The sequence below is a fragment of the Enterococcus sp. ZQ21 genome, from assembly GCF_030053755.1.
GTDB lineage: Bacteria > Bacillota > Bacilli > Lactobacillales > Enterococcaceae > Enterococcus_B > Enterococcus_B lactis.
On sequence record NZ_CP125658.1, the window covers coordinates 683009 to 699469 of the forward strand.

15 protein-coding genes and 1 other annotated feature are annotated in these 16461 nt (G+C 38.3%); of the genes, 8 read left to right on the forward strand and 7 right to left on the reverse strand.

Translation table 11 applies throughout. The features are described 5' to 3' along the window. The first annotated feature begins 57 nt into the window (after positions 1-57). Positions 58-1572 (forward strand): flavocytochrome c, encoded by a 1515-nt coding sequence (locus tag QK255_RS03195; protein WP_002287050.1) that lies wholly within the window; start codon positions 58-60, stop codon positions 1570-1572. 459 nt (positions 1573-2031) lie between these two features. Here the strand turns inward: QK255_RS03195 and QK255_RS03200 are convergent, their stop codons facing one another. From QK255_RS03200 to QK255_RS03225, 6 genes are all read right to left on the reverse strand, one after another. Then, complete coding sequence (locus QK255_RS03200) at positions 2032-3015, reverse strand: NAD(P)H-quinone oxidoreductase (protein ID WP_002287048.1); 984 nt, start codon at positions 3013-3015, stop codon at positions 2032-2034. A 4-nt stretch (positions 3016-3019) separates the two neighbouring features. Then, positions 3020-3667 carry an SDR family oxidoreductase gene (locus tag QK255_RS03205; protein ID WP_002342008.1) on the reverse strand — a complete coding sequence of 216 codons (648 nt, stop codon included), beginning with the start codon at positions 3665-3667 and terminating at the stop codon, positions 3020-3022. Between the two features lie 84 nt (positions 3668-3751). Further along, the gene (locus QK255_RS03210) at positions 3752-4384 is read right to left on the reverse strand and encodes an ECF transporter S component (protein ID WP_002287046.1); all 633 of its coding nucleotides are present in this window, start codon (positions 4382-4384) and stop codon (positions 3752-3754) included. A gap of 15 nt (positions 4385-4399) precedes the next feature. After that, positions 4400-4951, reverse strand: coding sequence for a phosphopantothenoylcysteine decarboxylase (coaC, locus tag QK255_RS03215; RefSeq protein ID WP_002287045.1), 552 nt, complete (start codon positions 4949-4951; stop codon positions 4400-4402). After that, positions 4948-5685 carry a phosphopantothenate--cysteine ligase gene (locus tag QK255_RS03220; RefSeq protein WP_002293460.1) on the reverse strand — a complete coding sequence of 246 codons (738 nt, stop codon included), beginning with the start codon at positions 5683-5685 and terminating at the stop codon, positions 4948-4950. Before QK255_RS03220 ends, coaC begins: the two co-directional genes overlap by 4 nt. Beyond that, on the reverse strand, positions 5682-6671 hold the full coding sequence (locus QK255_RS03225; protein ID WP_002293462.1) for an oxidoreductase: 990 nt from the start codon (positions 6669-6671) through the stop codon (positions 5682-5684). The genes QK255_RS03220 and QK255_RS03225 overlap by 4 nt, the downstream gene beginning before the upstream one ends. Before the next feature lie 257 nt (positions 6672-6928). Here QK255_RS03225 and QK255_RS03230 point away from each other — a divergent pair, with 257 nt between their 5' ends. From QK255_RS03230 to QK255_RS03260, 7 genes are all read left to right on the forward strand, one after another. Then, on the forward strand, positions 6929-7471 hold the full coding sequence (locus QK255_RS03230) for a helix-turn-helix domain-containing protein (RefSeq protein WP_002287040.1): 543 nt from the start codon (positions 6929-6931) through the stop codon (positions 7469-7471). Positions 7472-7487: 16 nt separating this feature from the next. Then, complete coding sequence (locus QK255_RS03235; protein WP_002287039.1) at positions 7488-8573, forward strand: ABC transporter ATP-binding protein; 1086 nt, start codon at positions 7488-7490, stop codon at positions 8571-8573. Positions 8574-8584: 11 nt separating this feature from the next. Next, positions 8585-9391 carry an ABC transporter permease gene (locus tag QK255_RS03240; protein ID WP_002287038.1) on the forward strand — a complete coding sequence of 269 codons (807 nt, stop codon included), beginning with the start codon at positions 8585-8587 and terminating at the stop codon, positions 9389-9391. Further along, on the forward strand, positions 9392-10219 hold the full coding sequence (locus QK255_RS03245) for an ABC transporter permease (protein WP_002287036.1): 828 nt from the start codon (positions 9392-9394) through the stop codon (positions 10217-10219). Beyond that, entirely contained in the window at positions 10216-11289 is a 1074-nt protein-coding gene (locus QK255_RS03250) for an ABC transporter substrate-binding protein (RefSeq protein ID WP_002293464.1), read from the forward strand. Before QK255_RS03245 ends, QK255_RS03250 begins: the two co-directional genes overlap by 4 nt. 271 nt (positions 11290-11560) lie before the next feature. Continuing rightward, positions 11561-11788: a binding site (T-box leader), on the forward strand. A gap of 59 nt (positions 11789-11847) precedes the next feature. Further along, positions 11848-12978, forward strand: coding sequence for a 5-methyltetrahydropteroyltriglutamate--homocysteine S-methyltransferase (locus tag QK255_RS03255; protein WP_002293466.1), 1131 nt, complete (start codon positions 11848-11850; stop codon positions 12976-12978). Positions 12979-13164: 186 nt separating this feature from the next. Continuing rightward, positions 13165-14124, forward strand: a complete 960-nt coding sequence (locus QK255_RS03260; RefSeq protein ID WP_002293280.1) for an IS30-like element IS6770 family transposase — start codon at positions 13165-13167, stop codon at positions 14122-14124. A gap of 571 nt (positions 14125-14695) precedes the next feature. Here the strand turns inward: QK255_RS03260 and QK255_RS03265 are convergent. Continuing rightward, entirely contained in the window at positions 14696-16309 is a 1614-nt protein-coding gene (locus QK255_RS03265; RefSeq protein ID WP_002290873.1) for an FAD-dependent oxidoreductase, read from the reverse strand. Between the last annotated feature and the right edge of the window lie 152 nt (positions 16310-16461).

Here is a 16461-nt window from a genome sequence, read left to right on the forward strand (position 1 = left end):
AGTTGATATTGTGAAAAAAATCACTTAATATAGTATAAGGAGAAAAGGGGGATACAAATGAAAAAATTAGTTGCTGGTTTATTAACAGCCGTTGCACTTCTTGCTATGAGCGCATGCGGCGCAGATCAGAAAAATACAGCGCAGACAAGTTCTAGTACGAAGGAATCTGCCGAAGTATCATCAGGCGCTTCTGAACAAGTATATACAGATCCAAAAGAAATGAAAGAATCTTATGATGTCGTGATTATTGGAGCTGGTGGTGCAGGGATGGCAGCAGCTATCGAAGCAAAAGATGCTGGGTTGAATCCAGTAATTTTGGAAAAGATGCCTGTTGCCGGAGGAAACACATCTAAATCATCAAGCGGTATGAATGCTTCAGAAACAAAATTTCAAAAAGAAGAAGGAATCAAAGACTCGAATGATGCCTTCTATGAAGAAACGCTAAAAGGTGGTGGAGGAACGAATGATAAAGAAATGCTTCGATACTTTGTCGATCACTCTGCTGATGCGGTCGATTGGCTAGATCAAAACGGTATCAAACTGGACAACTTAACGATCACTGGAGGGATGAGTGAAAAGAGGACACATCGTCCGTCTGATGGCTCGGCTATTGGTGGATACTTAGTGGAGGGGTTATTGAATAACGTCCATGAGCGGGAAATCCCTATTTTTGTCAACGCAGATGTGACAGACATTAAGAAAAATGGGGAAACGGTCAATGAAGTGACTGTACATGTTCAAGGAGAAGAACCAAAAGAGGTCACCGGAAAAGCAATCGTAGTTACCACAGGCGGTTTTGGTGCCAGCAAAGAATTTATTGAAAAATATCGTCCCGATTTAGCTGATTATATTACGACAAATCAAGAAGGATCAACTGGAGATGGTATCACCATGATTGAAAAATTAGGTGGACAAACCGTTGATATGGATAAAATACAAATTCATCCAACTGTGCAGCAGGATGAGGGGGTCTTGATTGGTGAGGTTGTTCGCGGAGAAGGAGCAATCTTGGTCGATCAAGAGGGGAAAAGATTTGTCAATGAAATGGATACAAGGGATAAAGTATCTGCAGCAATTACAGCATTGCCTGAAAAATCAGCTTATTTGATTTTTGACCAAGGCGTGCGTGATCGTGCCACAGCTATTGAATTTTATGACCAAAAAGGATATGTCACAACTGGGAAGACAATGGAAGAATTAGCAGAAAAAATCGATTTACCAAAAGAAACACTAGCAAAAACAGTTGATGGATGGAATACGGATGTTGCGGAGAAAAAAGATGCTCAATTCAACCGTGCCACAGCCATGGAACATGACTTATCGTCTCCGAATTATTATGCGATCAAAATCGCACCAGGAATCCATTACACGATGGGCGGTGTGAAAATCAATACGAACACTGAAGTATTAGATAAAGAAAACCAGCCAATTAGGGGGTTATATGCTGCTGGTGAAGTCACAGGTGGCTTACATGGAAACAACCGGATCGGTGGAAATTCAGTTGCGGAGATCATTATTTTTGGGCGACAAGCGGGCATACAAGCAGCTCGATTTGCTTCGGAAAATGAATGAAATAGAACGTAAATAAAAAGAGGTTGTGAAATCAGCGTTTTGACCTGAGTATTAGAGAAACAAACGGCAAAATAGTTCCTCATATTTTGCCGTTTTTTGAGCTAATACCGAGGGTCAGCTGATTGAATACCGTTTAGTGAAGAGGTTGTGAAAAAGCTGCCCTGCATCAAGTAATAAGAACAGCCAAGTAAAAACAGCTTCTTATGTTTTTAACTTGGTTGGACTTATTACCGCAGATGCAAGCTTTTGAACACCGTTTATTCGGAAAAAGAGCGTGGGACAAAAGTAAAGAACACTTTTGTCTCACGCTCTAAACACGTATAAACGGCGGAAGCAGAAGAAACTCCTTCGGAAATAAGCTGAAATTCACAAAAATTTGAAAAGCAATTTTCGTGAATTTCTTCTTATTTCTTGGAGTTAAACGCTTCTGTCCCAGCCTCTTTTTTGATCAGCATGATTTTATTCAGTTATCTTCAAAATGATTTTTCCGATGTTTTTGTTTGCTTCCATATATTCATGCGCTTGTTTGACTGCGCTGAATTGGAATGTACGGTCAATGATTGGCCGAATCTTGCCATTTTCTAGAAAAGGCCCAGCTTTTTGCATAAAAGTTTGTGCGAGCTCTGCTTTATACTGATCACTTCTAGGTGTCAATAATGTACCAAGCAGTTGGACACGTTTCCCAATCAATACACCAAGGTCTATCTCAGGCACGATGGTCCCACCTAGCATACCAATCAAGACCCAACGTCCATCAACGGCTATAGAAGCTAAATTCTTTTCCCAGTAAGAAGCGCCGATGAAATCCAAAATAACATCGACTCCCCGACCTTCAGTGATTTTTCGTACCTCTTCTTGAAAGTCTTGTTTTTTATAGTTGATCAATTCATCTGCACCAAGTTCTTTACAAAAGGCGAGTTTTTCTTCTGATCCTGCAGTAACGATGATTTTCGCGTGAGAAAGCTGTCTAGCTAATTGGATCGCTGCTGTTCCCACACCACTTGCTCCTGCATGGATCAGGACAGTTTCGCCTTCTTGTAATTTTCCAAGCCAGTAAAGTGTTTGATAAGCAGTCAAAAAAACTTCTGAGATTCCAGCAGCAGAAACATAGTCTAGCGTATCAGGGAGAAGGATTGCACGATCGGCAGGCATCACAGCATATTCGGCATAACCACCTAGATTGACTAATCCGTATACTTTTGTCCCAGGAGTAAAAGTGGAGATATCACTTTTATTCTCAACTACCTCTCCAGCTACTTCGACTCCCAAAATAGGGTAGGGAGGTTTCAAAGAGACTGATTCTCTTTTCATAATATCTGTTCGATTGACAGCTGCTGTATGGACTTTGATCAGTAATTCGCCTTGTTTTGGTTTAGGAACAGGCACTTCAATTTGTTCTAATACATCTACAGAACCAGGATGCTTGATTGAAATGGCACGCATGGATCTATTCCTCCTTTGCCCATTCTTGGAATGCTGTATTCAACTCTTTGCTGCCTTCGGAAAGTACAAGAGTCATACGAGAAATATCCGTTTCTTCCACTAGAGCGGCAAGTACAGCAGCAACTGTAGAGCGAGTGATCGTTTTTGATGCCTTCTCATTAGGCTTAGTTAATTGAATGGAAGTAACTTCTTCATCGTTAGTCAATGTGACTGGTTGAAGAATGACAAAATCTAAGTTAGTTCGTTTCAGCCATTCATCTGCATAATGTTTAGTAATATAATAATCTGTCATGGACTCAGGCCATTTTGCTGGTTCATCTGCATAAACAGCACTGACCATCAGATAGCGAGAGACATGCGCATTTTCAGCTGCGATCACTGTTTTGATTGCGCCATCCAAGTCTACTTGCAGAAGATTCTTTCCTTGAGAGCCGGCAGCAAAAATCAATACATCGATGCCTTTGAATGCTTCGGTCATTTTTTCCACGGACCAAGTTAAATCAAAAGAGACATACGAAACATTCTCTTTTTTTACTAATGTTTGGGAAGCAACATCTCTCACCCCTGCAAAAATTTCATGGGAACTTGGAGCTAAATCTTTTATCAGGTGTCGGCCAATTTGTCCGTTTGCACCTACAACAAAAATTTTCATTTGGATCATCCTTTCGACGTCAAATCTTTCCATTCAATAGTAACACCAAAAGAGAAAAAAATCAGAGATCGGCTACGATGACTATCAGTTAGTAAGAGAAGGGTGCTTGAAGTATCTTAACAAGACATTGCATACTGCTGCAGTCGCAAGACCTGCGACGATTCCTTCAGGTATACCACTTGTAAAAATAACCGCTAGAATAGCTGAATAAACAGCATTTAAATTTGTTCCGATGACTTTGGCATAATCTTGCTGGAATAAAAAGTAGATCATATTCATCACTAAAATCGTATTGGTCAATGAACCGGAAAGTCCAGCTAAGAATAAAGAAACGGAATCTGCTTTTTGTTTCATTAGTTTGCGCAGACCTTTATAAACGAAATAAGGAACCACCCCAATCAAGATACGAGGAATAAACGCGATCAGCAAGGCTTTCCAGCTTCCATGTTCTGTTCCGATGACTGGGATAAACGGAGAAAAGACAAAAGACAAAGGTGTTTGGATAACTGTGCTACGGATCATGCTGATCAGTCCAAATGTACCGCCAAGAAAAGCACCTAGTCTTGGTCCTAAAACGATCGAAGCAATGATTACAGGAATATGCATGGTTGTTGCATTGATTGGACCGATAGGGATAAAACCTAAAGGCGTAACAGCTAATAAAATCAAAATAGCTAAAAACATCGCAGTTAATGTAAAGTTTTTTGTATTTTTCATAAGTACTCCTTTTTTCTAAGCATTTCTTTCATTAAGAGTCAGCATGACCTGTTCGATGATCGTCTGAATATCAGCTAAGGCACCTTTTCCAAAATCTCCACAAGCTAAAAGAGATTCTCTTGGTTCAATTTCCTGATAGCCGACAGATCTCAATGTTTCCAGATTACGCTGAGTGATCGGGTTTTGATACATATTCGTGTTCATGGCAGGGGCAATCAATTTTGGTGTTCCCACTGGAAGCGCCATTGCGACTGTTGAAAGAAGATCGTCTGCAATGCCATTTGCTAGCTTGCCGATAATGTTTGCTGTAGCAGGCGCGATGAGAAACAAGTCAGCTTGTTTTGCTAGTTCGATATGATTGATTACCTGCGGATTTGATTCTTGCATGACGTCTGTATGGACTGCGCGCTTCGACAGAGATTGCAAGGTTAATGGCGTGATAAAATGTGTGCTGCTTTTAGACATAATCACATCTACCTGGGCACCTAATTTGACGAATTGACTTGTAAGATCAGCGCTTTTGTAAGCAGAAATACTTCCAGTAACGCCTAGTAAGATCTTTTTCATTTTGATTCCTCCAATCTAATTTTCTCAGTAATCAATGCAGCAATCTCAGATTTACTTTGAGCTTCTTCCACTGTTCCATCTTTAGATAAGAGATAGCCGTGGTGTGTCTCGCCATGGATTTCCGTCAAATCATTTGCGAAAATAAAATCAGTTTTGTTATTTATCAGACTATTTTTTGCGACTGCCAGAAGAGATTCCTTTGGTACATCTACTAATAGTTTGAAACCAATGATTTTTGCTTTTGGCTGCCATTCACGTAGATAAGAAATGATTTTTGGTGTTTTCTTCAAAACGAGCACAAGATGCTCGGTGTCAGAAGAGATCTTTGAAACAGTGGTATCTGTCTGTTCATTTTCCGCAAACCAATTGTCCAGTTCTTCTTGCGTTGAAGAAGTGGGTAGGTTTTTTGCCAGCTGTTCTTCTGAAAAACTAAAAGCAGGAGTAAAATCACTGACTGCCATACTGTGGATAATCGCATCGTAGTGTTCTTTTTTCGTTAGTGCTTCTAATTGTAAAAATAAGTCCAGTGCAGATTCGATCGTATAAATCGTTATATTGGAGTGTCTTTTCGGTTTCAGTGCTTGTTTCGTAGTCACGTAATCGATTGTGGTATCCGGATTGGCAGCTAAATAATCAGCTAATGCTTGCCCTAATCGTCCTGTCGAATGATTTGTAATAGCACGTACTTGATCGATTTTTTCAGTCGTTCCTCCAGCTGTGATTAGAATCTTCATTTATGGTCACCTACATTTACTAGTGTTCTTCCTTGGTGTGTTCCAGCAAGTAGTTTAGATGCTGTTTCAGGCAATTGATCCAGAGTAATCTCTTGTACGACCAGTTCATCTGCAATCTGCAAATCCGCCATCTGTTGCCATAAAGAAAGACGTTGATCTATTGGTACATTGACAGAATCAATTCCAATCAACTGGATGTTTCGCAGAATAAAAGGCAAGACAGTCGCGTTTAGTTTGATTCCCCCAGCATTGCCACATAAAGCTACTGCACCGTTATAAGAGATCAATGGAAGAAGACTACTTAGCTGCTCGCCACCTACTGTGTCGATGACATAGTCGATTTGCTGTTTTCCTAAAGCTTTTGTTGTCTCTGGCAGAAATTCATCAGGTCGTACGACTTGAGAAGCACCTAGACTTTTTAGCCATGTGACAGACTCTTCTTTTCTGGAAAAGGCAATGATTGACTGGAATCCTAGTGTATGTAACAGAGCTATCGCTGTACTGCCTACACCGCCAGAAGCACCAGTAACGACAACTTTTTTATCGGAGGTCATACCTTGACGGATTAAAGCGTTCACACATAACATAGCAGTAAAGCCTGCTGTACCAAGGATCATCGCTTGACGCAGCGTCATATTTTTTGGTAGAGGAACTAACCAGTCTCCTGGTACTTTTTGATATTGGCTATAACCGCCTGGATGGGTGACGCCAAGCCCAAAACCAGTAGCAAGTACAAGATCTTCTTTTGAAAAACGTGGATTGTTACTTTGGACGACAATTCCGGATAAATCAATCCCTGGAGTCATCGGATAGGTTCGTATCACCTGACCAGACTCGCTCATTGCCAATGCATCTTTGTAATTGACATCAGAATAGGCAATTTTTACCAAGACTTCATTTTCAGCCAACTCAGTAAATGTCAGATCACTGATTGCTGTATGGAAAACAGGTTCCTTTATTACCTGAAAAGATCGAAAAGCGTTCATTCGTGAGACACTCCTTTTAAAATTTTCTTTTATCATACCATAAAGCCTACTCTTTTATTCTTGTTCTTCCGTAAATTTAGACAAAAATTAGGTGAAAAATAAAGAATCAAACAACTAGAATTTATTCCAAAAGATAAAGAAATATTCAGCAAAAAAAATTTTACAAAGGGTTGCCTTTTTCAATAAATTTCGTATACTAATACGAGTGGTAGTAAACAGTAAGTTTACTATTAGAAAACTTCGATTCGGAGGAAATTATGGAAATTGGTGAGAAGTTAAGAAATTTGCGCATCCAAAAGAATTTGACACAAGAAGAACTAGGCGAACGCACAGATTTGTCAAAAGGGTATATTTCCCAGTTGGAACGAGATTTAAGTTCACCATCAATGGAAACATTCTTTTCTATTCTTGAAGTCTTAGGTGTGACTCCAGAAGAATTTTTTCATCAAGAAGCAGCGAATCTGCAAGTGGTTTATTCAAAAGAAGATCATACGGTTTATTTCGATGAAGAAAACGGGTATGAATTGGAATGGCTCGTGGCTGATTCGAATGAAAAAGAAATGGAGCCTGTCTTGCTGACTTTTGAAGGTGCAGGAGAATATAAGACGTTTGAACCTTCATTATCTGAAACGTTTATTTTTGTATTAGAAGGGGAATTAGAGTTAAGCTTAGGAGAGACGGTCTATGTGGCAAAAGCAGGACAGTCGATCTATTATCAAGCGACAAAACAACATCAATTAAGGAATCATCTCAAAAAACGAACAAAAGTATTGATTGTTGCAACGCAATCATATTTGTAATATAGGGGGTAAAAACGTGGGGAAACCAATCATTTCATTTGATCAAGTAGTGAAACGCTATGATGATGAAACAGTATTAAAAAAAGTAAGTTTTGAGATCGAACAAGGAAAATTTTATACACTGCTTGGTCCTTCCGGCTGTGGCAAAACAACGATCCTACGTATTATAGCTGGATTCACCGAAGCTACAGAAGGGGACATCTATTTTGAAGGGAAACGGTTGAATGATTTGCCAGCTAATAAGCGACAAGTAAATACAGTCTTCCAAGATTATGCACTTTTTCCTCATATGAATGTTTTTGATAACGTTGCTTTTGGATTGAAGATCAAGAAAATGTCCAAATCAGATATCGAAAAGAAGGTAAAAGATGCTTTGCGTATGGTCCAGCTTCCTGGATACGAAAAACGGGAGATCAGTGAAATGTCTGGTGGTCAAAGACAGCGTGTAGCGATTGCACGAGCAATTGTAAATGAACCGAAAGTATTGCTACTAGATGAACCGTTATCGGCGCTTGATTTGAAACTACGTACAGATATGCAGTATGAACTGCGGGATCTGCAACAACGATTAGGAATCACGTTTATTTTTGTTACTCATGACCAAGAAGAAGCGTTGGCAATGAGTGATGAGATTTTTGTCATGAATAAAGGGAAAATCGTCCAAAGTGGTACACCCGTAGATATTTATGATGAGCCAATCAATCATTTCGTTGCTGATTTTGTTGGGGAGAGCAATATCGTGGACGGTGTAATGATCGAAGATAATCTAGTTGAGTTTGTTGGTAAGCAATTTGAATGTGTCGATGGCGGGATGCGTCTAAATGAACCAGTTGAAGTTGTTTTACGCCCAGAGGATTTGACGATCACGACACCAGATAAAGGAAAACTAGTCGTAACGGTCGATACTCAGCTGTTTCGTGGTGTCCATTATGAAATCATCTGTTATGATGAACAGCAAAATGAATGGATGGTCCATTCAACGAAAAAAGCTAAAGAAGGAAGCAAAGTAGGATTGGCCTTTGAGCCAGAAGATATCCATGTCATGCGTTTCAACGAGTCTGAAGAAGAATTCGATGCACGTCTTGACAGCTACGAAGAATAGGGGGGACAAGAATGAAAACAATGCGCAGGATCTATTCCGTCCCTTATATTTTGTGGCTCGGTTTATTCGTGATCGCGCCTGTATTAATGATCATTTATCAATCTTTTTTTGATATGAATGGGCAATTCACGCTGAATAATTATCTATCTTATTTTACGTCGGGGACATCGCTTTCTATGACGATCAATTCTGTATGGTATGCATTTTTGATCACGTTTTTCACGCTGATCATCAGTTACCCGACTGCTTATTTTTTAACAAAACTGAAGCACAAGCAATTATGGCTGATGCTGATTATTTTGCCTACATGGGTGAATCTGCTGCTTAAAGCTTACGCATTTATTGGGATTTTCAGTGTGCACGGCAGCGTGAATCATTTCTTTGATTTTATCGGGATCGGGCCGAAACAGATATTATTCACAGACTTCAGTTTTCTGTTCGTGGCAACGTATATCGAGATTCCATTCATGATTATGCCAATTTTCAATGCATTGGAAGAGATGAATCCTTCTTTGATCAGTGCTAGCAGAGATTTAGGCGCGAATAGCTTTGAGACCTTCCGACGAGTGATTTTTCCGTTATCATTAAATGGTGTGAAAAGTGGTGTTCAAGCAGTATTTATTCCTTCTCTTTCTTTATTCATGCTGACTCGTCTGATTGGCGGAAATCGGGTGATCACTTTAGGAACGGCTATCGAACAGCATTTCTTGGTTACACAAAACTGGGGGATGGGTTCTACAATCGGTGTGATTTTAATCATTGCTATGTTTATCGTGATGCTCCTGACAGGCGAGAAGAAAAAAGGAGGTCGCTCATAAATGAAAAAATTTAAATGGTCGTATCTTTATTTAGGGATCGTTTTTTTATTCTTATATGCACCGATCTTCTATCTGATTTTTTATTCCTTCAATGAAGGAGGAACGATGAACAGCTTTACAGGATTTACTTGGGAAAATTATGAAGCTGTTTTTGAAGATACACGTTTGATCATTATCGTATTGAATACGTTCATGCTGGCTTTCTTATCTGCATTGATCGCCACGATCATCGGGACATTTGGGGCTATGGGGATCTATTATACGAAAAAACGACGTGCACGGACAGCGTTGTTGAGCATGAATAACATCTTATTAGTCTCTCCTGATGTTATTATCGGTGCTAGTTTCTTGATTTTCTTTACACTACTAGGATTCGGATTAGGTTTTCAGAGTGTATTGCTTTCCCATATTGCTTTCAGCATTCCAATCGTCGTCTTGATGGTCTTGCCAAAATTGCAGGAAATGAACGATTCAATGGTCGATGCGGCTAGAGACCTTGGTGCTAATAATTTCCAAGTAGTCAAAAATATCATTTTGCCTTATCTTTCTCCAGGAATCATAGCTGGATATTTTATGGCATTTACCTATTCTCTTGATGATTTTGCGGTTACGTTTTTCGTCACAGGAAATGGCTTTACGACGCTCTCAGTAGAGATTTATTCTCGTGCAAGACAAGGAATCAGTTTAGAAATCAATGCGCTAAGTGCGTTAGTTTTCTTGTTCTCCATGATATTGGTCATTGGATACTACTTCATTAGTAAAGAAAACCGTCCAAAACGGCTGAAGAAAAACAGAAGAGTACGCGAGGGGGTGGCACGGCTGCGATGAAAAAATTACAATCTCTGTTTTTAGGTATTCTCATCATTATTGCGGTGCTGCTGCTTGGTGTTCGTCAACTTGAAAAAACAAGTGGCATGAGTGGAGCAAAGGTACTTACCATCTATAACTGGGGAGATTATATCGATCCTAGTTTGATCACGAAATTTGAAAAAGAATATGGATACAAAGTGAATTATGAAACATTTGATTCTAATGAAGCGATGTTCACAAAAATCCAGCAAGGTGGGACAAACTACGACATCGCTATACCAAGTGAATATATGATCCAAAAAATGATCAAAGAAAAACTAGTACTTCCATTAGATCATTCGAAGATCAAAGGATTAAATAATATTGATCCACGATTTTTAGACTTGGATTTTGATCCAGATAATCAGTATTCGATTCCATATTTTTGGGGAACTTTAGGGATCGTATATAACGATAAATTCTTTGATGCAGATCAAATTAAGCATTGGGATGATTTGTGGAAGCCGGAATTAAAAGACAGTTTGATGCTGATTGACGGTGCACGAGAAGTTATGGGGCTTTCTTTGAATAGTTTAGGCTATTCTTTGAATAGTAAGAATATGGCACAGCTGACAGAAGCAGCAAATAAATTGAATCATTTAACGCCAAATGTCAAAGCAATCGTGGCAGATGAGATCAAAATGTATATGATCAATGAAGAAGCCTCCGTGGCAGTGACATTTTCTGGCGAAGCTGCCGATATGATGTGGGAAAATGAACATTTACATTATGTGATCCCACCAGAAGGTTCCAATCTTTGGTTTGATAATATCGTTATGCCAAAAACCGTGAAAAATAAAGAAGGTGCCTATGATTTCATCAACTTTATGCTAGAACCGGAAAATGCGGCACAAAATGCAGAGTATATTGGTTATTCTACACCAAATGAAAAAGCAAAAGCGTTATTGCCAAAAGACATTTCGTCGGACGAACAATTCTATCCATCTGATGACACGATCTCCCATCTTGAAGTCTACGAAGATCTAGGATCGAAATACCTAGGCATCTATAATGACCTATTCTTAGAATTCAAGATGTATCGGAAATAGCGAGAAAATAAGCAAATTTGCATAACTATAATAAAAAGGACTTAGTTTTGATGGGGAATTTTTCAAAATTAAGTCCTTTTTTATGTGGTTGAAACGGGTATGATCATTTTAAGGAAGTGATCTAAGATGAAAGGACGACTGAATAATTATCATATTAGAAAAGCTTTATTGTATTCCACAAACAAATTACTAAGAATAACAAATTAGTTTTTGTTTGTTCTTATTCCCTATTGACTTTTCTTTCAAACATGCTATTCTAATTTTATTCTAATAGTATCCGATGAGAAGGAAAGTAGACAGAAAATGGTTCAAGAGAGGCTTTGGTTGGTGTAAAAAGCTAGAAGTTGACTGTCGAAAATGGCCTTAGAGGATTTTTTGTCGAAAGGTAGGCAAAAACGAACAGTCTTTCGTTACCAAGACCACTGATTTTATTGTCAGGCTGAGAGAAAGAATGTTTTTTCTGAAAAAAGGTGGTACCACGAGTATAATCGTCCTTTTACTAGTATTTGCTAGTAAAAGGATTTTTTTTTACAAAAAACAAAGAAAAGAGTGAGTGAAATGAGCAAAAATAGACCATTTACAGTAGATCATGTCGGAAGTTTCTTACGCCCGCAATCGATCAAAGAAGCAAGAAAAAAAGTTCAAGAAGGCTTACTTTCAAAAGAAGAACTTCGTGCAATCGAAGACCAGGAAATAAAAAAATTAGTGGAAGACCAAAAAGCAGTCGGCATCAAAGGAATTACAGATGGTGAATTTCGGCGTGGATTTTGGCATCTTGATTTTTTAGAAGAACTAAATGGTATCGAAGGCTATGTTCCAGAAACTGGATATAATCAAACATTCCACGGAAAAGCAGCACCAGCTTATAATATTCGGGTAGTAGATAAATTATCTTTCAATCCAAATCACCCATTTTTAAAAGATTTTGCTTTTCTGAAAGAAGTAGTGGAAACAGATGATACTTTTGTTGCAAAAGCAACGATCCCTAGTCCCACGATGATTTTACGACAAGAGATCCTATCTAATGATGGTTCTTCAAAAATCAAGGAGATTTATCCTGATCTATCTGATTTTTATGAGGACTTGTCCTCTACTTACAAAGCAGCGATTCATGCTTTTTATGAAAAAGGTTGCCGTTACCTGCAATTCGATGATACAAATTGGGCGTTTCTAGCTGATCAAACTAAAAGAGAAGCACTTCTTCAAAAAGGAATTGATCCGAAAGAAATGGCCCATATTTGTAGAGAGATTATCAATAACGCACTGGAAGACAAACCAGAAGATTTGACGATCACAACACATATCTGCCGCGGGAATCACGCTTCTTCTTGGCTGTTTTCCGGTGGATATGAACCCATTGCAGAAGAGTTGTTTTCAACAAATTATGATGGTTTCTTTTTGGAATACGATTCTGACCGAGCAGGAGATTTTACTCCTTTAAGACATTGGAGTAACAAAGAAAGTAAAGTTGTTTTAGGATTAGTTACTTCTAAGTTTCCAGATTTGGAAGATACGGAGAAAATAAAAGAACGAATAAAAGAAGTACAACAATTTGTACCATTGGAAAATCTAAGTATCAGTCCTCAATGTGGGTTTGCTTCAACAGAAGAAGGAAACCATTTAACAGAAGAAGAACAATGGAAGAAAATCCAATTATTGCAGCAAGTCGCAAAAGAAGTTTGGCTATAAAAATGTGAGGCTTGGCAAAAAAAGCGTCCCAAAAAGTCGGCTTTTCATGGAGTGGAGAAATCCACTCTTTTTTATTTACCTTTTATATTACGCGAATTGTAAAATTAAGTTAGAAAAATAAAAAGGCATTTATGGTACACTCAAATTGTATTTCCGACGAAAGAAAACACAGGAGTGTAACCATAAATGACCTACAAACATCTTACCATAGACGAACTGACAATGATAGAATCATATTATCTTCAACATAATAAGCCGGTTGAAATCGCTAACCGAATGGGACGTGCTATACAAACTATTTATAATGTAGTCAATAAGTTCAAGCAAGGCAAGACTGCTCTTGATTATTGGCACCAGTATAAAGAAAATAAGAAAAAATGTGGTAGAAAAGTCATTCAATTACCTGCTCATGAAGTAGATTACATTAAAGAGAAAGTCACTCTTGGTTGGACGCCTGACGTCATTATCGGGCGAAAAGAAAGGCCTGTTTCATGCGGTATGAGAACACTTTATCGTTTATTTTCTAAAGGAATATTTGATATTGACACACTACCGATGAAAGGTAAAAGAAAACCCAATGGCCATCAGGAAAAACGGGGAAAACAACAGTATCAGCGCTCAATCCATGATCGACCTGATAATTATCCTGATTTCAATTCTGAGTTTGGTCACCTTGAAGGTGATACGATCGTTGGCATTCATCATAAAAGTGCCGTCATTACTTTAGTTGAAAGATTATCTAAAGTCATTATCACGATTAAACCCAACGGCCGTAAGGCATTAGATATTGAAACTGCCCTTAATCAATGGTTTTCTCGCTTCCCTAAAAACTTCTTTAAATCTATTACGTTTGACTGTGGAAAAGAATTTTCTAACTGGAAAGCCATTAGTAACCAACATGATATTGATATATATTTTGCGGACCCTGGAACACCTTCTCAACGCCCATTAAACGAGAATTCTAACGGGATTCTGCGTCGTAATGGACTGCCGAAATCAATGGATTTTAGAGAAGTGAATCAGACATTTATTTCCAGTGTCAGCAATCAACGTAATCATATTCCAAGAAAATCATTGAATTACAGAACACCAATCGAAATATTTTTGAGCTATGTACAAGAAGCATTTTATTCTAGCTTAATTTGACAAATCATATTATTTATTTGTTAAATAAATAGGAACAAAAAAATTAAATTACTTAATACACACATTAGGGATCATTCATTGAAGGATCAGAAGACAACGAGGATGGCGAAAAATATGATTACAATAGAAAAGTCGTTCTAAACAAATCAGTTCCTAGTATCACACAACGCAAGCCAGTCGATTTGGTGAGATTAGAGGAGTGAAAGCAAACTTTATTATATAAGAAAAAATATTCGAAAGGGATGCTAGTTTAGGTACTAGTGCTGATGAATTAATATGATGCCTCGTAATATTAGGCGTAGTTACTCTAGAGACATCACTATGGACTATGATTTGTCTCAGAGTCACAACATGTTTTTTTATGAAAAGAAACAGCTAAAATAATTAAATTGCGCAATGTTTAAACTTTCTTAAACTATAACCTAATAAATGTGAAGAAATAATGCACAATTTCTTCACATTTATCTTCTATTCTATGTACATACCAACCAACAACCCTATATACTTTTTCATTTTTACTCCTCAAGTAAAAATAACTCCTAGACCGCGGATACCCACCGCGGTCGTTTTTTTATTCTTCAATCAAAATCGCTTTGATACCCAAACCTGCCAAGATTCGGGCAGAAGTATAAGTATTCAATCCTCTTCTGAAAGTAATGTAAACTTTTTTATCTTTTGGGATTTCATTGATTCGATCTCGTAACTCATTCATTGGAATATTTTTTGTTGCCGAGATACTGCCAGAAGGTGCTTTATTAGGTTCACGTATATCTAAAAAGAACGCTTCTTTCAAATCGTTTTCGGGTATATCACTTGCTTTGATCGTTTCTACGATATTCGTCATTTGATTGATTGCGACATAACCAGCTATATTCAACGGGTCACGGGTAGTAGAATACGGTGGAGAGTAAGGCAACTCCAAATCAGGCAAATCAAAGACTGTCAAGTTTCCGGTGATCGCTATAGAAAGTTCTCCCATCCGTTTATCGACACCTTTTTCTCCAAATGCTTGTCCACCTAAAATACGACCGCTATCTGCATCAAAAATCAGCTTTAGATTTAATCTTGTAGCTTCTGGATAGAAATAGGCATGGTCAAAAGGAGTGATAAAAACAGTTTTATAATTTGTTATGCCTGATGCTTTTAATGCATGTTCTGTCATTCCCGTATAACTTGCTGTATGATCAAAGATTTTTGCGACACCTGCACCAATATATCCGCGATAGCGCATAGGCGTACCATTTAAAATATCTGCCAACATATGTCCTTGACGATTGGCCGCACTGGAAAGCATACTTTGGATCGGCTGACCAGTCACTACACTAGTCGTTTCGATAATATCGCCAATCGCATAGATGTCCGGCAGATTAGTTTGTAACTGGTCATCAACAATGATCTGGCCTGTATCTGATAATTGTATGCCGGCTGCTTTCACCACTTCATTATTCGGAGAAACACCAACAGCAAAGATTAGCATATCAGCAGAAAGGACGGAGCCATCTGATAATACTATTTCTCGACCTTTATCACGGATCTCAGTAACTCTTGTTTCTAAATGAACGGCTAATCCTTCTTTCAGCAATTTGTCATAAACTAAATCAGCAATTTCTGGATCATAAGGGAAAGCGACTTGTGGCAATTGATCGATTAAAGTCACGTCTAAGCCGCGATGCTTGAAATTCTCAGCTAATTCCAGACCCATAACACCTGCACCAAGAATGACGACATGTTGTGGATTTTTTTCTTCAAGGAACGATTTGATTCGATCCGCATCCGTCACACTACGGAGGACAAAGCCGTTTTCTGCTTCAAAAACTCCGGGAATATCCGGATAATCTGGTCTAGCACCAGAAGAGATGATCAACTTATCGTAATCTGTTTTTGTTTCTTCATTTGTGGATAGGTCTTTAACTGTTAATTGCTTAGTAGAAGGATCGATTGCTGTTACTTCGTGTTTAGTAAAGACATCGATGTTGTTTTTTGTTTTCAATATTTCTGGTGTACGTTCGATCAGCGAGTCACGGTCCGTGATCACACCACCTAAATAATAAGGCAAAGCACAACTTGCGTAAGAAATATTCTCTCCGCGTTCATAGATAATGATTTCATGTGCTTCATTCAATCGACGGAAACGAGTGGCAAATGAAGGACCGCCAGCTACACCGCCAATGACAACAACTTTCATAAAAACATCTCCTTTTCTATGTTGATCGTACTATGTTATGGCAAAAAACAGCAAATAATTGTGCCGGAAAATTATTGTTTATTTTGTCAGTAGAGAAAAATAGTAAGAAAAAAGAGAACGGTTTCGCTATGTTTCTGCATAAAAAAGAAAGA